Here is a 21,025-nt window from a genome sequence, read left to right as displayed (position 1 = left end):
GAATTTCAACAGAAGTTTATTTTTATTGAAAAATGAAACAAAAAATAATCCAATGATTATCATTCTGTAAATTTCTTTGGTTTGTTTTGGTTTTTGCCGTACTTCATCAAAAAAAATAATTATGACCATTTTTGTGGATATGGATGAGGTTATCGCAGATACCTACGGAGCTCATTTAGAATTGTATAACATGGAGTTTAATGCTCAATTAAAGCCCGAGGATTGCCAGGGCAAAGGGGTTAGGCAATGTGTGCCTGAACAACACAGACCTTTGGTGAAAGAGTATACAAGTCGTAATGGTTTTTTTAGAAACCTAAAAGTATTTCCAGATAGTCAAGAGGTTTTGCGGGAGTTGTGCAAGGATCATGAAGTATATATCGCCTCGGCTGCTATGGAATATCCTAATTCATTGCGGGATAAATCGGATTGGTTGGATGAGCATTTTCCATTTATTCCTTGGCAGAAAAGAATTCTTTGTGGCGATAAATTTATATTGAAAGGCGATTTGCTCATAGATGACCATTATCGTAATCTTAAACCATTTGAGGGAAGAAAGATTATGTTCACTTCGCCACATAACATCGATGTAACCGAGTTTGAACGTGTGGATAATTGGAGGGAAATCGCAGACAAACTTTTGTAAATTTGGGCATGCGTTGGCCTCAAGTCTTTTTTTGGACACTCTCGGCAGGAGTTTTTTTACTGATGCAAAGCTGTGTGGCACAATCCCATTTGGTTGAAGGTGAACTGCAGACCGTAACCAAAGAGCAGTTGCAATATTATTTGTACTATCCAGAGAATTACTTTTCCAGTGATACCGAAAGATTTGGATTGTTGCTGTTTTTGCATGGCGGTGGGGAGTCTGGATTACCCTTTGAGGAGGTCAAGAAATACAATCCCCCTAAACTTTTACAGGAAGGCAAGCAGTTTCCTTTTCTGGTTTTGGCACCGCACAACCCCCATGAAAAGAAATGGTGGAATATTCAGGCGGTTATGCAGCTTTTGGATTCTGTAACAGCGGAGAATCGGGTCGATAAGAATAGGATATACCTTACCGGACTTAGTAGGGGAGGAAGTGCGGCATGGCAGTTGGCCACCCAATATCCTAACAGGTTCGCAGCCATGGCAGTGGTCTGCGGTATGGCACCTTTGCCTTATGCCCATTGGATAGATCAAAAAATGCCCATATGGGTGTTCCACGGAGATGAGGACGATAATATTAATGTTGAAGAGTCTGATGCCATGGTGGAAAAACTCAAAGAAATGAATTACGATGTTCGATATACGAGGTACAAAGGAGTGGGGCATAATGCATGGGACAGGGCTTATACCACAGATTCGTTGTATACTTGGTTTGCGGAACAAAAACGTATAAACTGATTTTTATGAGATATGGTGTACTTTTTCTGGGATTATGCATTCTTATTGCCAGTTGTAAAGAAAAGCCTGAAGAAGCCAAAGTAGAAGAAGCAATTGAAGTAAAGACCGTAGTGCTGAAAGACTCAATTGTTCCCCAAGAAACTGAAATAAAGCTAAAAACTTTTGAAGGGTTGGCCGATACTACCTTTGTACGCCTGGCTGATTTCAGCAATGATTTCGCCTATGATATGAGGTATGCCACTGAAAACAATTTTCTCAAGACAAAAGTGTACGACTGTGCCGAATGTTATACCCGGGTAAAAACTGCCAAGGCTTTGATCAAGGCAAATGCAGATTTAATGAAAAAAGGGGTAAGGATTAAGTTTTTTGACTGTTACCGCCCCAATTCTGTACAGTACAAGATGTGGAAAATTTTTCCTAATCCGCAATACGTTGCCAATCCTGAAAAAGGTTCCATCCACAATAAAGGAGGTGCGGTAGACATTACCTTGGAAGATTTGGAGGGCAATGAGTTGGAAATGGGAACCGACTTCGATTTTTTTGGAAAAAAAGCCCACCATGATCACATGGACTTGCCCGAACAAGTTTTAAAAAACCGGAAGTTGTTAAAGGAAACCATGGAAGCACACGGGTTTTGGTCCATAAGGACCGAATGGTGGCATTATAATCTTTCAGCGGGTTCAAATGATAAAGTGGCCAACTTTAAATGGGAATGTCCAGAGTAAGACTAAATGAAAATACAATGAAAGCAACAAGAATAAAATTTCTGTTTTTGGTGATGATGTCCCTAGGTGTGTCGGCACAGGATGCTATTGTGCCACTTTGGCCCAATGCAGTACCCAACCAAAGCATGGATACGGATGAAAGGGAGCAAGTGGAATATAGGGATTCAGGTATAATTTGGGTTACCAATGTTCAAAAGCCAACATTGGAGGTGTACCTTCCCGCAAAGGGAAACGCTAATGGAAAAGCAGTGATTATTTTCCCTGGAGGTGGATATTCCGGATTGGCTTATGATTGGGAAGGTAGGGATATAGCCAAGGCCCTAAATGGAAACGGTGTTGCTGGAATTGTAGTAAAGTATCGATTGCCGGAATCCAAATCGATTGTGGCAGACCAACAAATAGTTCCCCTGCAAGATGCCCAAAGAGCCATCAGGATAGTTCGCGGCAAAGCCAAAGAATGGAATTTGGTGGAAAATAAAATTGGTGTCATGGGATTCTCGGCGGGAGGACATTTGGCTTCGACCTTGGGGACCCATTTTGAGGATAAGGTTTATCCAGAGCAGGACTCCATCGATAGGATTTCCGCCCGCCCGGATTTTATGGCCTTGATTTATCCGGTCATTACGCTTATGGAGCCAGCTGTGAACATGGGATCAAGGGAATCCTTGGTGGGTAAGGAGCCTACCATGGAACAATTGAACTATTTATCCAACGAAAAACAAATAAAAGACAATACACCCCCAACATTTTTACTTCATGCTGCGGATGATACTCCAGTACCCGTAGAGAACAGCCTTATGTTTTTTCAAGCGTTAAAAGTCCATGATATTTCGACTACGATGCACATTTATCCTTCGGGTGGACATGGTTTTTCTTTAGGACACAAGAATGAAAGACTGAAAAATTGGCTTGATCTTTTTGTTGCTTGGCTTGATAATTTGGATTAATCCAATTCTTTTGAACAGTCAAGAACCAACAAAGAATCATCATAGTTCGTGGAAAAGAATAAGTAGCGGTCGCCACCATCCTTGATCTTATGTTTTTTTCGTAGTTCGGCAACCGATAAAGGAAAGTTTCGGGTTGTTATATTGGCCTTGGTCTGCGCCATTCTTTTCATGGTTTTTTTGGAGTAAGGCAGAGTCTCCTTAATGACAAATCTCCTGCCAGGAAATTCCACAAGGTTTTCCGAAGTGTACAAATGGGAGTGTGTATGGAGCTTTTTTACTTGGTAATGGTGCCCCACGACCTTGAATCCTCCAGACTTTAAAATGGCCGCATTGGGTTCATATAAGAATGTAAGGGGGTCACCAAACTCAGCGGTGCATGATTTTTCATGCTCGTGCTCAAAATCAAAGTGCATTTCATCATCCCGCGTTAGATTTATGGTTTTAACGGTTACACTTTTAGTGTAATCCTTTTCCAGTACATAAAGCAATTCCTTTACTTCGTTGTTAATAGCAACCACATGGATTTCCTTCACAAAACTGAGTTCCTCCAAGCCTTGGACAAGATCCAAAATCGGCGAGACTTTGATCAAGATATTTTTGGTGTGATCAAATAAAAGAGAAAGATGTTCCAGTATATTGGGTAGGCAATCCTTCAACAGAAAAACCTTTCCAATATTTTCATTTCTTCTAGACGGATCTATATAGATCCAATCGTATTTTTTAGGATGGTTTTGTATATAGTGAATGCCATCTTCAGGTATGCAATTGATATTATTTCGACCTAAAACCTTAAAATTATATTGGGCAATTTCACTGAGTTGTTTGTTGATTTCGCAATGAAAAACCGCCTCTATTTTTTTTGAAAAAAAGTAGGTGTCCACACCAAATCCGCCAGTCAGGTCCAACAGGTTTTTTCCTTCCACTAAACTTGATTTATAACCTGCTGTTTGTTCTGAACTTGTTTGTTCAATATTGAGTTTGTTGGGGTAAAATATGCTAGGGGTAGAGAACCAAGTTGGAAGTTTATCCTTGCATTTTTTCTTGGCTTCGAGTTGCTCAACCAGTTCTTTTTGGGATACCCCATCAAAAAAGGGTTTTTGGAGCAATACTGACATCATGTCAGCATTCCAATTTTCTTCTATAAAAGATTGAACACCAGTATTTAATATCAATTTATTCAAACTGATACTATAAATTTTTAGTCAACTTTTTCACAAAGGAATATTCAGCTAAAAATTCCTTTAAAATCACCTTGATTGCGGTATATCCGGGGACGGCTACCACCATACCCACCACTCCAAAAAGAAGTCCGGCAATAATGATCACCAAGAATATTTCCAACGGGTGTGATTTTACACTTGTAGAAAAAATAAAGGGCTGGGAAAAGAAATTATCAACCAGTTGACCAATGGCCAAACCAATTAAAACGTACATGGCCTTGGGCAAGATAACTGTGCTGAAATCTGCACCCAAAAAACTGGTCATGGTAAGGGTCACCATGATGACCCCACCTATGATGGGACCAACATAAGGGATGATATTGAAAAGGGCACAGAGGAAAGCAATGACTATAGCGTTTTCCACCCCAACAATCAACAATGCAATGGTATAAATCACAAAAAGAATAAACAGCTGAAGAAGGATACCTGCAAAATATCTTGAGAGCAATCCATTGATCTTATCGATGGATTTCACCAAATTGTTTTCCTTGTCGTCGGGCACAAAAGTGAGCATCCCATTTTGGAATAATTTACTGTCTTTTAAAAAGAAAAATGAGATAAAGAGAACGGAAAACAATCCAATGCTAAAATTACTCAGGACATTCACAAATGAATTGAGAAAGTTGGGGATGAACCCCAAGTCTAGACCTTTTAGAAAACTTTCTTCCAGATGGGACTCCTCCACCAAGCGCTCGACATTTCCTGTGGTGGCTCCAAAATATTCCAAAATCTGAAAATATAATTTGTTGATGTCCTCCTTTAAAGCGTCAATGTCCAATAAGGAGAGGTTTTTACTCTGTTCCGAGATCAAGGGCACAAAAAGTGCCAATATGCCCATAAAAATAGCCAGCATAAATACCATGGTGGCTATTACAGCAAGCGTGTTGGGAAACTTTAGTTTTCTTCGCAAGAAAAGAACAACAGGCCTGCCCAACAATGCAATTACGGACGCAATGGCCAGATAGGTGATAACGGATTGTATCTTGTACAGGAAATAGCCCAAAAGAAGCACTCCTGCAATTACGGCAACGGCCCTTAGGATTCCATTGGCTATGGTTTTTGAAGTCATAGATTAGCTTTTAAAGGCGTATTCAACAATATTGGAGCCCATTTGCAAGGCTTTCAACCGCACTTCTTCAGGGTCGTTGTGAACCGACGGGTCTTCCCAGCCATCACCCAAGTCGCTTTCAAAAGTAAAAAGCAGCACTAGTCTTCCCTTGTCAAAAATCCCAAAGGCTTGGGGTCGCTTTCCGTCGTGTTCATGTATTTTGGGTAACCCATTCGGAAATTTAAATTTTTGGTCAAAAATAGGATGGTCTGCACCTAATTCTTCCAATTGCTTATCGGGAAACACTTTAAGCAATTCCCTTTTTAGATAGGGTTCCATTCCGTAATTGTCATCAATGTGTAAAAAACCCCCGGAAAGGAGATAGGTCCTGAGATTTTGTGCTTCCTCATCAGTAAAAAAGACATTGCCGTGTCCGGTCATATGAAGAAAAGGATATTTAAAGAGCGTAACACTTCCTGCTTCTACGGTTTCGGGCTGTGGATTGATTTTGGTGTCGATGGTATTATTGCAAAATGCAATAAGATTGGGAAGTGCAGTAGGATTGGAATACCAATCTCCACCACCTCCATATTTAAGGATTGCCATTTCTTGGGCACCCACAGTGCCCATCACAAAAAAAGTTAAAATACAACCTAGTTTGGTAAGTTGTCCCATGAGTTTGCGATTAACCAACTACTCAAAAGTACGGTATTCATGATTAAAAAGGTGATAATTGTTTCATTTGCGTGTTTTGGAATGTCTTTAATGGCACTATATACAGCAAGGACAAAAAAGGTTTCTAATCCACCGCTTATGGAATTTATAGATACCCCAGTCGTGGTTTTGGAACTCTTTACCTCCCAGGGTTGTTCTAGCTGTCCGCCTGCCGATGCGCTTTTGGATAAAGTAAAATTGGAGTTTCCAGATGAGGTTTTTTCATTATCATATCATGTGGATTATTGGGATTACATTGGTTGGAAAGATCCATTTGCCAAGTCGGGCCACGCCAAAAAACAACGGGAATACAATAGTAAATTTGGTTATGATGGCAATTATACACCCGAAATGGTACTTAATGGAGTTATCCATTTTGTAGGCTCGAACGAAACAAAACTGTACTCTGAAATCAATGCCCATTTGAAAAGGAAAGCACAAAATGGGGTCCAAATAGGAAAGATTGCATCAGAAGCAAACAAGATTTTGTTTGATTATTCTGTTACGGGGAGTTTAGATCACAAATTGTTGCGTGTTGTTTTGGTGATTGATGAACGTATTACCGAGGTGAAACGTGGTGAAAACCGGAATAGGACCTTGCGCAACAGCAATATTGTAGTCCAAGAAAAATACTTGGACTTGGAAGCGTCTTCTGGGGCCGATTCCATTACCATTCCCAATGTGGTTTCAAAAACAGACAATCTTACACTGGTTGTATTGGTGGAAGCAGAGAATTTAGAGGTCACTGGAGCCGCTAAGGCACCTATCCATCACTAACTATTTATAATTGAAACCGTGGTGCAGGCCACAATGGCTGCGGTCTCTGTACGTAACCGATTGTTTCCCAGTGAGATTGGTCTATACCCCTTTTTGCGGGCCAAATCAATTTCTTCTTTGGAAAAGTCTCCTTCCGGGCCAATAAGAATGGTAGCGTCCATGTCGGCGATAACCTTTCGTTTGAGCTCCATTTTTTCACCATCATCACAATGCGCAATGAACTTGAGCCCGGTTTGTTCTTGTTCCAAAAACGTTTTAAGGGATATAGCTGGATTCAATTTTGGTAAAACGGTCTGTAAGGATTGCTTCATTGCAGATTGCAATACCCGTTCCATACGGTCCAGCTTGACCACTTTTCGTTCTGAATGATCACAAATGACAGGAGTGATTTCATCAACACCAATTTCAGTGGCTTTCTCTAAAAACCATTCATAACGATCGTTCATTTTTGTGGGTGCTACGACCAAATGCAGCGTGTATCTTTTGGGAATGGATTTATGACTGGATATGATCGAAGCCTTGCATCTTTTCTGGTCAGCACTGATAATTTTGGCCTCAAACCGGTATCCTTTTCCATTGGTGATATGGAGAATATCCCCTTCCTTTTTCCGTAGGACTTTTACAATGTGTTTGCTTTCATCCGAAGGGAAAGTGAATTGAGTGGCACTATTGTCCAATGAAGGATTGTAAAAAAGTTGCATAGGCTATAGCTTGCTTTTGGCGTGTTCCAGACCTAGTTCTATCCATTGGTGCATTTGTTCCTCAGTTGCAAAGCCGTTCGAAGAGACAAAAACAAATTCTTTCATGGGTTTCCCGGTAAAATCCATGGGACGTACAAAATTTTGGGAAAGCACGTGTTCCATTTTCTCTCCGATTACCCGTACCATTAATTCATCTTTTACAACACCGACAGTCATTTTTCCGAGGTAAAGAAAGGCAATCCCGCCGAACATTTTCTTTTCGGTAAAATCTTCTGGAAATAGCTCCAAAAGGTGTTGTATCCTACGCGCTGTTTCTTCGTTATAGGCCATGTGCCGGAGTTCTGCTTTTCCCAAATATCCGAATAATCCTTGAATCTAGGGAGGGCTTAGCTCCCAATTGCATACCGGGCCTTGGCGGCCACACTTTGGTTTGTGAAATCCCCTTTTAAAAACTTCAGGTACCCCACAATACCGATCATGGCGGCATTGTCTGTGCAATATTCAAACTTTGGGATGTAGGTTTTCCATCCCATTTTTTCTTCAGCTTCCTTGAGTCGAGCACGTATTCCGGAATTTGCCGCTACGCCACCCCCAATGGCAATTTCTTGGATTCCGGTCTGTTCAACCGCCAGGGTCAATTTGTCCATTAAAATTTCTAAAATAGTATACTGTACTGAGGCGCAGATATCATTGATGTTCTCTTCCACAAAGGCTGGATTTTTTTGTGTCTCCCGTTGAAGAAAATAAAGAATACTGGTCTTTAAGCCACTAAAACTGAAATTAAGCCCATCCACCTTGGGTTTCGGGAATTCAAAGGCATTTGGATTGCCTAACTTGGAGTACTTATCTACCAACGGGCCTCCAGGATACGGTAAGCCCATAAGTTTGGCACTCTTATCAAAAGCTTCGCCCACCGCATCATCCAAGGTTTCACCTAGAATTTCCATATCAAAATGGTCACAAACTTTTACAATTTGTGTATGCCCACCACTAATGGTCATTCCCAAAAACGGGAATTTGGGAGGTGTCTTATCTCCATCTTCAATAAAATGTGCCAATATGTGGGCTTCCATGTGGTTCACTTCAATTAAGGGAATGTTCAATCCCAATGCCAAAGACTTGGCAAAAGAAGTACCCACAAGCAGGGAACCCATAAGTCCAGGGCCTCGTGTAAATGCTATGGCAGATAGTTGTTTTTTATCGATATTTGCTTTGGCCAAGGCCTGATGTACCACTGGAACAATGTTTTGTTGATGTGCCCGTGATGCCAACTCAGGGACAACGCCACCATATTGCCTGTGTATTTCTTGTGTGGCCACCACATTGCTCAGTACCTTTGTATTGCATAAAACGGCAGCTGAAGTGTCGTCACATGAAGATTCTATGGCAAGGATATAATTTTTTTTGTCTGTCACTGTTTTTGGAACAAAAATTGGTCATCAAAGGTAAAACATAAAGCCCTATCAAAAAACTTCGCAAAATAGTAATACGATCCCTGTTGGCCTTGGTGCTTTTATTGGTCTTGGGCTCGCTTATTTTGTCCATGCCCATGGTGCAGACAAAGATTGCAAAGTATGCCACAGATTCCATAAATACAGAGTTTGGGACCAATATTCAGATTGACCGGGTTAGCTTGTCACTTTTTACGCTCAACGCAGGTATCAAGGGAATCTATATTGAAGACTACAAAAAAGACACCTTGGCCTATATCCATAAGTTGAATACTTCCATATTGAATATCCGCAACATGGCCAATGGCACGTTGGAGTTTGGGGATATGGAAGTGGATGGAATCATTTTTGACCTAAAGACCTATGAAGGGGAAAGTGATACCAATCTGGATATTTTTGTGGCGAAATTGGACGATGGTAAACCTAGACCGCCGGGAACACCGCCATTTTTTATGTCATCCGATGAGATCCAAATCAATAGCGGTAGGTTTCGATTGATTGATGAGAACCTTGAATCGGAAGAAACCCTGAATTTTTCAGAGTTGAAAGTGTTGGTGCGCGATTTCCAGATTTTGGGCCCCAAGGTAACCCTTAGAATAGAGGACTTGTCCACATTGGCCAAAAGAGGAATCAGACTTAAGAAACTCGCAACAGATTTCACCTATACCAAGGAGCAGATGCGATTTGACTCCCTTCTTATCGATACGGAGGAATCCGAGATCAAGGGAAATCTTGTCTTTAATTATGACAGGGAAGACTTTTCCGAATTTTTGGATAAGGTGAACATTGAAGCCCAATTTGATGAATCCAGTGTGGCCCTGAATGATGTCAATGCATTTTACAACGAATTTGGTAAGGACAGGGTGGTTACATTTTCAGGGCAAATGGGTGGGGTACTTAATCAACTTGAGGTGAATGACCTGTATGTGCATATGGAGAACACAGGTATTCATGGAGATTTTGTGTTTAGCAATATTTTTAGTGAGGAGGCTCCATTTGTTATGAAGGCCGATTTGGACAATCTTACTTCCAGCTATTATCAGCTAAGGGCCATCCTGCCTAATATATTGGGTAAGAATATACCAGCTTCAGTACAAAAACTGGGACAGTTCACGGTTCGGGGAGATGCAGAGGTCACCGAAACATCCTTGGATGCAAGGGTAAATCTCAATACGGCTCTTGGGGACAGTTATGTGGATTTACAAATGACCAACATCCAGACCATAGACAATGCTTCTTATATTGGGTTTATTTCGCTCATAGATTTTGATTTGGGTGATTTTGTGGACAATAATAAGCTCGGCCATACATCAATGGATGTAAATGTTGAAGGAAATGGGTTTATTGCCGAGTACTTGAACACGGAAGTCATTGGCGAAGTATACAAACTTGAGTACAACAATTACGAATACAACAACATAAAGGTTTCCGGGATTTTAAAGGAACAACTGTTTGATGGTACTTTGCTTTGCAATGATGAAAATTTCCGATTCGATTTTAAAGGTTTGGCAGATTTTGGCGGTACGGAGAACAAATTCAACTTTATTGCTGCCGTGGACTACGCCGATCTTAAGGAACTCAATTTTATTGATGACAGCATTTCCATATTCAAAGGTCATGTGAATATGGATATTGAAGGAAGGACCTTGGATGATATGGTGGGTCAAATGCGTTTTTCCAACACCACCTATCAAAATATAAATACCACCTATTATTTTGAGGATTTTGCCGTCTTTTCATCGTTTGACCGAGATACGGTCCGAACCATAGAGATCAATTCACCAGATATTATTACGGGTTATGTTAAGGGGAAATTCAAGGTCAATGAGGTAGGTCAATTGGTCCAAAACTCCGTAGGAAGCATATATACCAATTATAAACCCTTTGAAATTTCCGAAGGTCAGCATCTGGATTTCAATTTTAAGATTTACAATAAGATTGTCGATGTTTTCTTCCCCGATCTGGTTTTTGGACCCAATACTTTCATGCGGGGAAGCATCATTGCGGATGAAGGGGATTTTAAGCTCACGTTTAAATCGCCCAGCATAGAGGCCTTTGAAAATAAATTCGATAATGTTGAACTCAAGGTAGACAATAAAAACCCACTCTTCAACACCTTTGTTTCTGTAGAGGATATGTCAACGGTTTATTATGATATCAAAGACTTTAGTCTTATCAACACCACACTAAAGGATACGCTTTTCTTTAGGACCGAATTTAAAGGAGGCAGCGAGTACAATGACAGCTATAATCTGAATTTCTATCACACCTTTAATGAAAACAACAGATCTGTAATTGGACTTAAAAAGTCTGATATTAGTTTTAAGGGAAATAAGTGGGTGTTAAACAAGGACGGTAACAGCAAGAACAAGGTCATCATCAACAAAACCTTGGACAGCATAATTATAGAGGATGTTGTTATGGACAACAACAGCCAAGAACAGATCAGACTGCGTGGTGAGCTTGCAGATTCCACATACAAAGACCTTGACCTTCAGTTTAAGATCGTATCCTTGAACAAGATCACACCGGCTATTGATAGTCTTAAGTTAAATGGCGCAGTAGATGGGTTCCTCAATATTTTACAGAAAGACGGTAAATATTTGCCAACGTCCAGTCTCAACATAAAAGATTTTAGTGTCAACGATATCCGTTTGGGAGATTTGGAAGTAGGCATTTTTGGGAACAATAACCTTACCCAGTTTGGGGTAAGCACATGGTTGAACGATAACGGCAAGGAGAAAATGAGTATCAATGGCAAGGTGAGTAATATTAACAATCAACAGCAATTAGATCTTGCCGCCAATTTCACCGATTTTAGTTTAGAACCCTTTAGCCCATTGGGTGATGGGGTTATTTCCAACATAAGAGGGAGTATAATCGGTAGTGCCAAGATTACGGGCGATTTATACAATCCTTCAATCAATGGATCTTTAAGCTTGGTCAATGCGGGCCTTGGGATTCCATACCTTAATGTGGATTATAATTTTGCACCCTATTCCCGCGTCCGTCTTTTTGATCAGACCTTTTATTTTGAAAACGTAGGACTTTCCGATGTGGCGGAGGGGACCAAAGCAACTCTGGATGGGACCATTAGCCATACCGGTTTTTCGGATTGGTACCTTGGGTTGGATGTGGACACCAAGAACAACAGGTTTATGATTCTGAACACTGATTTTGATGAGGAGTCGCTCTACTACGGACAAGGGTTCATCAATGGTACGGGAAGCATTTATGGTTCAACCGATGCCCTCACCATTGCCGTGGATGCCACAACGGCCAGAGGGACGTCCCTCAAGATTCCATTGAGCGATGTAACCAGTGTGGGAGACTATTCGTTTATCAATTTCATAGAAAAAGGAGGATCAAATTCTTTCGAAGAAGAGCGGGTGCTACAGGAATATCAAGGTTTGGAAATGGCTTTTGACTTGGCCGTAACACCAGAAGCCGAGGTAGAGATAGTGGTGGACAGGGGCACGGGAAGCTCATTAAAAGGTACGGGGGAAGGAATTTTGTTGATAGAGATCAATACCAACGGAAAGTTTAACATGTATGGGGAATTCGTAGCGGTAACCGGAGAGTATAACTTTAAATACGGAGGGGTCATCGATAAAAAATTTAAGGTACGACCGGGAGGGACCATTCTTTGGGAGCGAGACCCCTTGGCTGCACAATTAAACTTAGAAGCCGTCTATTCCCTTAATGCCAACCCCGCTCCGCTTTTGGATAACTCAGGTTTTTCAGGAAGGATCCCAACAGAGGTAATTGTTCGTTTGGATGGAGAGCTGGAAAGTCCAAACATTAATTTTGATATTGATTTTCCGGGCACAAGCTCGGTAGTACAGTCTGAACTACAGTATAGGCTGCAAGATCCAACCGTAAAGGAGCGAAATGCATTTTTTCTCTTGGCCCAAGGTACTTTTGTGGATTCGCAATCAGGGATTAATCAACAAGCCGTGACAGGGAACCTGATCCAAACTGCTTCAGGGCTGTTGAATCAAATTTTGGGAGGAGAGAATGACAAGTTCAATTTGGGCGTGTCTTACGAGCAAGGTCTATTGGACCCTGAGGCCAGTACTCGGACCGAAAACAGGATTGGGGTTACAGTTTCCACACAGATTTCAGATAAAATTCTGGTGAACGGAAGAGTAGGGGTGCCCGTTGGTGGAGTTTCAGAGACCGTTGTTGCCGGAGATGTGGAGGTGCAGGTACTCTTGAACGAGCAAGGGACCTTGAGTGCCAAGATTTTTAATCGGGAAAATCAGATACAAAGATTTTTGGCCGAAAGGCAAGGATACACCCAAGGTGTGGGACTATCGTATCAAGTAGATTTCAATAGTTTTAAGGAGTTGATGCAGAGAGTCTTCAAAAAGAAAGAAAAAGAACCGGAACGTCCAAGGCAAATAGAGACTCAAGAAGTTATGGGCCAAGATAGTTTGATCCGCTTTTTGCCCAAGAAAGATTCTCCCTCAAAAAGCAGAAAATAGCCTTGTATTTTTTCACGCAATTCGATTAATTCTTTACGAAAACGTTTGAAAAAATGGATGGAAGTAAATAAATTATTAAGGCATCCATATTTTAAATAAAGTTTCCTAGTTTTGATCCTTTAAAAATTTGAATGGCTTCTGAAATTAAGAAAATAGGGGTTTTTACCTCTGGGGGAGACGCTCCTGGGATGAATGCGGCAATTCGTTCTGTTGTCCGTACATGTGCGTATCTCAAAATTGAATGTATAGGTATTTACAGAGGGTATCAAGGTATGATCGAGGGTGATTTTAAGGCCTTGGATGCCCGTAGTGTAAACAATATTATAAATAAAGGCGGGACCATCCTAAAATCTGCCCGTTGTGAAGAGTTTAGAACAAAGCAAGGAAGGCAAAAGGCATACGACCAATTGGTAAAAGAAGGCATAGATGCCTTTGTGGTTATTGGGGGTAATGGCAGTTTTAACGGAGCCATGCTTTTTAATGAGGAATTTGGTTTTCCCGTGATGGGAATTCCAGGTACCATAGACAATGATATTTTAGGATCTTCCTATACCATTGGTTTTGATACAGCCATCAATACAGTAGTTGAGGCTGTTGATAAAATACGGGATACGGCCAGTTCCCATAACCGTTTGTTCTTTGTAGAGGTAATGGGAAGGGATGTGGGCCATATCGCCCTAAATGCGGGAGTTGGTGCTGGTGCAGAAGAGATTTTGATCCCAGAGTTGAATTTAGGCCTTGAGCGTTTGGTGGAGTCCCTTAAGCGAAGTAAAAAATCCGGAAAATCCTCCAGTATAGTTATTGTCGCTGAAGGTGATAAAATAGGGAAGAACGTTTTCGAGCTTAAAGAATATGTAGAAGAGCATTTACCTATCTACGATGTAAGGGTATCTGTTTTGGGACATATGCAAAGAGGAGGTAATCCAACATGTTTTGATCGTGTCTTGGCCAGTAGAATGGGTGTAAAGGCAGTGGAAAGCCTGTTAGAGGGCAAATCCAACTTCATGGTAGGGATAAAAGACACCAAATTGGTGCTTACCCCAATTGCCGAAGCAATCAAGGCGCATACAGAAATAGACCAAGAACTCATTAGAGTTTCAGATATAATGACAACATAATTTAAAAACAAAAAGGAGAGAAAATGTCAAAATTGAAAATAGGAATCAACGGATTCGGTAGAATTGGAAGGTTGGTGTTTCGTGCAACCGTAAAAAGGGACAATGTAGACGTAGTTGCGATCAACGACTTGCTGGATGTGGAACACCTGGCCTATTTGTTGGAGTATGACTCGGTTCACGGTAGATTCGATGGAACTATCGAAATTAAAGATGGAAATCTTATTGTAGACGGAAAAACCATTAGAATTACTGCTGAGCGCGACCCCAAGAATTTAAAATGGGATGAGGTTGGTGCTGATGTTGTAGCTGAATGTACAGGTATCTTCACCACTTTGGAAACCGCTCAATATCACATTGACGGAGGCGCCAAGAAAGTTGTTATTTCTGCGCCATCAAAAGACGCTCCTATGTTTGTAATGGGAGTTAACCATCAAGATGTTAAAGCTTCGGATACCATTATATCCAACGCTTCTTGTACCACCAACTGTTTGGCTCCTTTGGCCAAGGTACTTGATGATGAGTTTGGAATTGAGGAAGGGTTAATGACCACGGTTCACGCTACTACAGCTACACAGATGACCGTAGATGGACCATCTAGAAAAGATTATAGAGGAGGAAGAAGTGCTCTCTTGAACATTATTCCTGCAGCTACTGGAGCCGCCAAAGCAGTGACCAAGGTTATTCCTTCTTTGGAAGGAAAACTTACCGGTATGGCCTTTAGAGTGCCTACTGCCGATGTATCCGTTGTGGATTTAACGGTTCGTTTGGAAAAGGAAACTTCCTATGAGGAAATCAAAAAGGCATTCAAAAAAGCAGCCGATGGTGAATTGGCCGGTGTTTTGGGCTATACGGATGAAGCTGTGGTTTCCCAAGATTTTGTGGGCGACACCAGAACGAGCATCTTTGATGCAGAAGCTGGGATTGAACTAAATTCCAAGTTTTTCAAAGTGGTATCATGGTATGATAATGAGACCGGATATTCCCATAAATTGGTAGACTTGGCCGAATACGCCGCGAGCCTTTAATTTAGTATCTTGCATATAGGTCCAAAAGAGGGTGAATACCCTCTTTTGGATTCAACCAAAAAACTTCGACGTATATGATTTTGATTGTGGATAGTGGAGCCACTAAATCCGATTGGATTGCATTGGATGAAAAAGGGAAACAATTGTTCCTTACCCAAACACTGGGATTAAGTCCAGAAGTGCTTACGCGAGAGGTGATTGAGGATAGATTGGCCAACAATTTTGAGCTTTCCAAGAACAGGGAAACAGTACGTCAGTTATATTTTTACGGAGCAGGTTGCGGTACAGACCGCATGAAGAATTTCCTAAAGGAAATTTTCAAGGACTTTTTCCCCAATGCAAAGGCAGAAGTTAGGGAAGATACCTACGCAGCTATATATGCAACTACCAATATAGGACGTCAGGGGATTGTCTGTATTTTAGGAACAGGCTCCAATTGTAGTTATTATGATGGTCATCAATTAATGCAAAAAGTAACCTCATTGGGCTACATTTTAATGGATGATGGAAGTGGTAATTTCTTCGGAAGAAAACTTTTAAGGGATTACTATTTTCATAAAATGCCACAGGATTTGGGAATCAAGTTTGCCAAAGAGTATAACCTTGAAGCAGATGTGATCAAAGAAAACCTGTACAAGCAGCCGAACCCAAACACCTATCTGGCCACTTTTGCCCGTTTCATCATTGAAAATAAAGAACACCCTTATTGCAAAGGGGTCATAGAGAAAGGATTGCAGCAATTTGTGAACAACTACATTATGCAGTTTGAATTGGCCACCAAGGTTCCCATTAGCTTTGTGGGCAGTATTGCCCACTTCCTTCAAGACGAGCTAAAAGCTTGTTTGGAAAGGAACGATCTTATTCTTGGGGTTATACGAAGAAGGCCCATAGAAGGCTTGGTAGAGTTTCACCAGCAAACTATTTAACGGCAATCATCGAAATTTCAACATTTACAAACTTGGGGAGGTTGGCCACTTCAACAGTTTCCCTTGCTGGTGCCGTTGCAGCATCAAAGTAAGTGCCGTACACTTCGTTTATTTCAGAAAATTGATGCATGTCCTTAATGAAAATTGAGGTTTTTACCACATGTTCAAAAGTCAACCCAGCTTCGTCCAAGATGGCTTTTAGGTTTTCCATGGACTGTTTGGTTTCCTTTTTAATATCTCCCTCCACCAACTTTCCCGTAGCGGGATCAATTGGGATTTGCCCCGAAATATATAGCGTATCCTTAATCAGTACAGCTTGATTGTATGGTCCGATGGGTGCAGGGGCTTTTGGAGTATTTATGATTTTCTTCATGATGGACGGTTTTGATTCTGTTATAAGGTTTGAAGATATTTAAAATTATCTTCTACTAAAAGGCTGACTTCTATTTTCCCATTTCAGGTCACTAAGGATGGAACTCTTTATACCAATAAAGAAATACCATCGTTCATATCTACCAAAAGGTGTCCAATCGAAACTGAGCCTAAAACTGCTTAGATCCCTTTTAAAGTTGAACCGTGTATCTGCAAAACCTTTGTTCTTTAGATCATAACCAGAGTTGAAACCAACTTCCCATTTGGGGGTTAGTTGCACGTTCCCAGAGAACATTAAGGAATGGTTGGTAATCTCTTTTTCCCTGTTTCTGTTGTTGTATGTGGCCACGTAGGTAAGTCTAACATCCCACGGAATGTCCGTTCTGTAGGTTGGACTGTCCACTTCGTCAGTGCCGGCATCATCCTTTTTAAAATGCGGTTCCCCATCACGGGCGCCCTGAAGTTCAAACGGGTTGGCACCATAATCTGGTTGCCCCTGTTGGTCATCCTCTTCTTTTTTGTCTTTGGCTCCTTTCTTGAACATTTCACTGTTCAAGGAAAAACCGGTATTTATACGCGCTGATGTCAATCGTGCCAAACCACCCCCATTTTTTATGTTCAGGGTATTTATTCTTCTACCATTGTTGTCTATGGCGTAGGGATCAAAAGTAGCGGCAAAGTTAATAGGGACTTTTTTAATGATTTCAGTGGAACCAGATAAGTTGAAAGGGCTCAACTTTAACGAATCGGCTTCAAAATTATAACTGGTTGATAGGGTAAGGTTGCTAAGGATGCTCACTTTTCTAGGTTCAGTGGCCGTTGAGTCCTTGTCCCTGACCTTGGCCTCCAAAGTATTCTGTAATGAGAAGTTAAGGGAGCTTCCCTTGCTTAACGAGGGCCTTCCATAGATACTTGTTTCATATGGGGTATACTGTACTTCATCACCATCGCCATCTATATAGCTTTCATAAAATTGTTCAAAGGAAGGCGTATAGCTATACCCAATGGAAGGTCTCATAACATGGCGGATAGCTTGGATTTTTTTGTCCTCTCCAAAATTAAAGGTACCATATACCACGGTACCAATGCTCGCTCCTAGATTATAACGGTTAAATCGGTCAAACCCGGCAATTGTATCTGTTACAACCCTTTCTTCCTCTTCAACATATCTGCGGCGGATGGTCTCGAGGGTCCATACATCCTCATAACTTCCATTTAAGCTAACACTCAAATATTTGGCGACCTTGAAGTTGGTCCCAATAGGGATACGGTGCCTCGCCCCAATTTTGGCATCATCGAACATTTTGCTCGTAAAAAAGTCTTCCTCATTGGTAGTTATACTGTTTTGGGCGTTCACATCATACTGAAAGTTGATGTTCTGCAGGATGCCTTTTTTTATTCCATCGCGTTTGGCAAATGGGAAAATACGTTCCATACTGGCCTGGAACGTTGGCAACGACATGTTTATGGTTCTCTCTTCAGATCGCGTATTTTGGGTATGCGTCAAAGTTAAGCTTGTATTTACCGAAGGGTAAGCCGGAAATGTTTTGGAATAGCTTATGGACGAAGCAAAAGTGTTCGTTTGGGAATTGTTTCGGTTTACTTGGTTCAGGGAGTTGGTATAATATTGACTGCTTCCCAGGTTCACAGAAGCTGAAAATCGTGAATAGGGACTTGCCTTGGGATCCTGTGTATGCGTTATCCTAATGTTGTAATTACTGGTACGGCTATAATCGTCGAACCCTTTTTGACTTCGGATAAGGTTCTCATAGCTAAAATTGATGTTTCCCTTAAAATTGTATCGTTTGGCGTATATGGACTGGCCTCTAAACCCATAGCTGCCATTAGTATAGAAATCTCCGGTAACACTAAGGTCCACATATTCGCTTATGGGTAGATAATACCCTCCATTCTGAAGGAAATATCCCCTTTGGGGATCATTACCAAAAGTAGGGAAGAGCAATCCGGCCACTCGTCCCGTGGTCAATGGAAAATATGCAAATGGCAAAGCAATGGGGGTGGGAACATCCACAATATACATATTGCTATAGCCAGCAATGATTTTTTTCTTGGGCACGAACTTGGCCTTGCGAACACGGATATAATAATCTGGATCTATAGTGTCCTTTGAGGTAGTCAATTTCGCCTCACTTAGAAAGTACACGGAGTCGTTTTCCTTTTTGGTGACCTCAGCATATACCTTCATGGCATCGCTGCCCAATTGCCCAAGTCCAGCTTGTTGTTCCGTTCTGGAATTCCAGATCAACGCTTTTTGGGTGTCAAAATTAAAACGAATGGAGTCAGGGCGTACCTCATTGTCTCCTTGTTTAAAATAAGGAATTTGCGAAAAAGTACCTGTGGAATCCCTCATTCGACCGGCATAAACCTCATTTTTCACATAATCCATTACAATAACACCAGCTTTGAGTTCGGTATCTTGATAATAGATTTCTGCCTCGTCGTACAAATAAATTTTGTTATCTTTCTGGCTGAGTTTTACGTAGTCCTTGGCCTTATATTTGATTTTATCCAACAATAAAGGCTGTTTTTGGGCTGCGGAATCGACCTCAACAGAATCAACCTCATTGGGACCTTTAAGGAAATTGGCCGGCATCAAAGGAGCAGTTATGCTATCCTCTATGGCTTTTATGGGCAAAGGCATAATAGGGTCTTCCTGAGCCACTAAGGATGCTGTGCCACAAAGAAGAACAAATAGGAAAACTAAAAGATGTTTGTTTGATTGCAACGTGATAAATCCTATTTTTGTGCTGGTTTGGCTCAGTTTTTGGGCTCAAACTTACATATATTTTTTGTTCTGATTATGGCGGATTACGATATTTTTAACCAATTAGGAACACTATAATTACTCGGTTCTTATGAATAAAAGCAGGTCAACATTTTTGGTTTTTTTCCTATCAGTACTCACTTTAACGTCCTTCACCAAAAATAATACCGAATTCCCTCCCAAGGATAAATTTGTTGTTGTTTTGGATGCAGGACATGGAGGGCATGACCCGGGGAACCTTGGAAATGGGTATTTGGAAAAGGATATTGCGCTAAAAATTGTGCTGAAGGCAGGTGAGGAATTAGGCAAGCATCCGGATGTCAAAGTCGTTTATACTAGAAAGGACGACACTTTTGTTGATTTATTTAAAAGGGGGGAAATAGCCAATCAAGCCAATGCGGACCTCTTTGTATCCGTACATTGTGATTCCCATAATTCGGACGCTCATGGGGCCGGTACTTTTGTTTTGGGACTGCATGCCAACCGACAAAATTTTGAAGTGGCCAAAAAGGAAAACTCGGTAATTTACTTAGAGGACGATTACGAACAACGTTATGCGGAGTACGATATCAATTCTCCAGAGTCTGTCATTGGCCTTACCATTATGCAGGAAGAATTTTTGGACCAGAGCATTATGCTTGGAAAAAGGCTTCAAGATAATTTCACCAAACAACTCAAAAGAAAAGATAGAAAAGTAAAGCAAGCAGGGTTTATAGTGCTACATCAAACTTTTATGCCCAGTGTTTTGGTAGAAACAGGCTTTTTAACCAATAAAAATGAAGGAACTTACCTAAATTCATCAAAAGGGCAGGCTGAGATGGGAAAGGCAATTGCGGATGCTGTTTTGGCCTATAAATCGGACATTGTCAGTGGTGTTGAACCGGGCAATACCAGTCTAGAGATTGAAGATACAGAAGTTGCGACCAATATTCCTGAAGAAAAAAAAGATATAGCTCCAACGAAAACAGAAGAAATCAAGGAGAACAAACCACAAACAGTTGAGCGGCCGGTAACTAAAGAAGAAAAAGAAGATGTTATCCCATCGGCAGCAAGTAAATCAGATGTGGTTTTTAAAGTACAGCTTTTGGCGAGCGCCAAGAGCATTCCACTAAATGGACAAAATTTTAATGGATTGGACCAATTATCCAGAGAGCCTTTTAAAAATTTGTACAGATATATGTATGGTAACGCCCCAACTTTGGAAGAGGCCAAAAGGCTTAAGGCCAATGCAGATGCCAAGGGGTATACCACATCGTATATTGTAGCCTATAAAAACGGAAAACGCGTGCCCATTTCGCAAGCGGTAAATTAGGTTGTCCACACAATGATAGCCTTGTCAAAAATATTCC

General features: G+C 41.1%; 18 protein-coding genes. 10 read left to right on the top strand and 8 right to left on the bottom strand.

The annotated features are described in order from the left end of the window. Positions 1-121: 121 nt before the first annotated feature. The 4 genes from ACP14V_RS09720 to ACP14V_RS09705 are packed head-to-tail and all read left to right on the top strand — an operon-like array spanning position 122 to position 3,052. Positions 122-643, top strand: coding sequence for a 5' nucleotidase, NT5C type (locus ACP14V_RS09720; RefSeq protein WP_136567078.1), 522 nt, complete (start codon positions 122-124; stop codon positions 641-643). A gap of 8 nt (positions 644-651) precedes the next feature. Then, a complete protein-coding gene (locus ACP14V_RS09715) occupies positions 652-1,380 on the top strand; it encodes a prolyl oligopeptidase family serine peptidase (protein WP_272610342.1) in 729 nt (242 codons plus the stop codon). A gap of 5 nt (positions 1,381-1,385) precedes the next feature. Continuing rightward, on the top strand, positions 1,386-2,105 hold the full coding sequence (locus ACP14V_RS09710) for a M15 family metallopeptidase (protein ID WP_272610341.1): 720 nt from the start codon (positions 1,386-1,388) through the stop codon (positions 2,103-2,105). A 17-nt stretch (positions 2,106-2,122) separates the two neighbouring features. Then, the gene (locus ACP14V_RS09705; RefSeq protein ID WP_272610340.1) at positions 2,123-3,052 is read left to right on the top strand and encodes an alpha/beta hydrolase; all 930 of its coding nucleotides are present in this window, start codon (positions 2,123-2,125) and stop codon (positions 3,050-3,052) included. Here ACP14V_RS09705 and ACP14V_RS09700 read toward each other — a convergent pair. The 3 genes from ACP14V_RS09700 to ACP14V_RS09690 form a co-directional block, all read right to left on the bottom strand. After that, a complete protein-coding gene (locus ACP14V_RS09700; RefSeq protein WP_313791646.1) occupies positions 3,049-4,170 on the bottom strand; it encodes a class I SAM-dependent methyltransferase in 1,122 nt (373 codons plus the stop codon). The two genes, ACP14V_RS09705 and ACP14V_RS09700, sit on opposite strands and share 4 nt — an antisense overlap. A gap of 70 nt (positions 4,171-4,240) precedes the next feature. Beyond that, positions 4,241-5,341: an AI-2E family transporter gene (locus tag ACP14V_RS09695; RefSeq protein WP_136567082.1), complete on the bottom strand. Its 1,101-nt coding sequence runs from the start codon at positions 5,339-5,341 to the stop codon at positions 4,241-4,243. A 3-nt stretch (positions 5,342-5,344) separates the two neighbouring features. Then, positions 5,345-5,995 (bottom strand): DUF4159 domain-containing protein, encoded by a 651-nt coding sequence (locus tag ACP14V_RS09690; protein WP_272610338.1) that lies wholly within the window; start codon positions 5,993-5,995, stop codon positions 5,345-5,347. 138 nt (positions 5,996-6,133) lie between these two features. Here ACP14V_RS09690 and ACP14V_RS09685 point away from each other — a divergent pair, with 138 nt between their 5' ends. Further along, positions 6,134-6,811: a DUF1223 domain-containing protein gene (locus ACP14V_RS09685; protein ID WP_272610337.1), complete on the top strand. Its 678-nt coding sequence runs from the start codon at positions 6,134-6,136 to the stop codon at positions 6,809-6,811. Here ACP14V_RS09685 and ACP14V_RS09680 read toward each other — a convergent pair. The 3 genes from ACP14V_RS09680 to tsaD are packed head-to-tail and all read right to left on the bottom strand — an operon-like array spanning position 6,808 to position 8,927. Continuing rightward, the gene (locus tag ACP14V_RS09680) at positions 6,808-7,512 is read right to left on the bottom strand and encodes a 16S rRNA (uracil(1498)-N(3))-methyltransferase (RefSeq protein WP_136567085.1); all 705 of its coding nucleotides are present in this window, start codon (positions 7,510-7,512) and stop codon (positions 6,808-6,810) included. The two genes, ACP14V_RS09685 and ACP14V_RS09680, sit on opposite strands and share 4 nt — an antisense overlap. A gap of 3 nt (positions 7,513-7,515) precedes the next feature. Then, positions 7,516-7,842: a TfoX/Sxy family protein gene (locus ACP14V_RS09675; protein WP_136567086.1), complete on the bottom strand. Its 327-nt coding sequence runs from the start codon at positions 7,840-7,842 to the stop codon at positions 7,516-7,518. 56 nt (positions 7,843-7,898) lie between these two features. After that, complete coding sequence (tsaD, locus tag ACP14V_RS09670; RefSeq protein ID WP_136567087.1) at positions 7,899-8,927, bottom strand: tRNA (adenosine(37)-N6)-threonylcarbamoyltransferase complex transferase subunit TsaD; 1,029 nt, start codon at positions 8,925-8,927, stop codon at positions 7,899-7,901. A gap of 128 nt (positions 8,928-9,055) precedes the next feature. Between tsaD and ACP14V_RS09665 the strand changes: the two genes are divergently transcribed. The 4 genes from ACP14V_RS09665 to ACP14V_RS09650 all read left to right on the top strand — a co-directional run bounded on the left by ACP14V_RS09665 (position 9,056) and on the right by ACP14V_RS09650 (position 16,519). Further along, positions 9,056-13,450 (top strand): translocation/assembly module TamB domain-containing protein, encoded by a 4,395-nt coding sequence (locus ACP14V_RS09665; protein ID WP_272610647.1) that lies wholly within the window; start codon positions 9,056-9,058, stop codon positions 13,448-13,450. 131 nt (positions 13,451-13,581) lie between these two features. After that, on the top strand, positions 13,582-14,568 hold the full coding sequence (gene pfkA, locus ACP14V_RS09660) for a 6-phosphofructokinase (protein ID WP_136567089.1): 987 nt from the start codon (positions 13,582-13,584) through the stop codon (positions 14,566-14,568). A 23-nt stretch (positions 14,569-14,591) separates the two neighbouring features. Continuing rightward, entirely contained in the window at positions 14,592-15,593 is a 1,002-nt protein-coding gene (gene gap, locus ACP14V_RS09655) for a type I glyceraldehyde-3-phosphate dehydrogenase (RefSeq protein WP_136567090.1), read from the top strand. Positions 15,594-15,667: 74 nt separating this feature from the next. Further along, the gene (locus ACP14V_RS09650; RefSeq protein WP_136567091.1) at positions 15,668-16,519 is read left to right on the top strand and encodes an N-acetylglucosamine kinase; all 852 of its coding nucleotides are present in this window, start codon (positions 15,668-15,670) and stop codon (positions 16,517-16,519) included. Here the strand turns inward: ACP14V_RS09650 and ACP14V_RS09645 are convergent. Beyond that, a complete protein-coding gene (locus ACP14V_RS09645; RefSeq protein WP_272610336.1) occupies positions 16,512-16,892 on the bottom strand; it encodes a RidA family protein in 381 nt (126 codons plus the stop codon). The two genes, ACP14V_RS09650 and ACP14V_RS09645, sit on opposite strands and share 8 nt — an antisense overlap. 45 nt (positions 16,893-16,937) lie before the next feature. Then, positions 16,938-19,637, bottom strand: a complete 2,700-nt coding sequence (locus ACP14V_RS09640) for a putative LPS assembly protein LptD (RefSeq protein WP_272610335.1) — start codon at positions 19,635-19,637, stop codon at positions 16,938-16,940. A 130-nt stretch (positions 19,638-19,767) separates the two neighbouring features. Between ACP14V_RS09640 and ACP14V_RS09635 the strand changes: the two genes are divergently transcribed. Next, positions 19,768-20,988 carry an N-acetylmuramoyl-L-alanine amidase family protein gene (locus ACP14V_RS09635; protein WP_272610334.1) on the top strand — a complete coding sequence of 407 codons (1,221 nt, stop codon included), beginning with the start codon at positions 19,768-19,770 and terminating at the stop codon, positions 20,986-20,988. Positions 20,989-21,025 lie beyond the last annotated feature (37 nt).

It is taken from the genome of Flagellimonas alvinocaridis, assembly GCF_965248585.1.
Classification (GTDB): domain Bacteria; phylum Bacteroidota; class Bacteroidia; order Flavobacteriales; family Flavobacteriaceae; genus Flagellimonas; species Flagellimonas alvinocaridis.
Note: the sequence above shows the minus strand (reverse complement) of the source record. Positions and strands in the feature narration are given on the sequence as shown.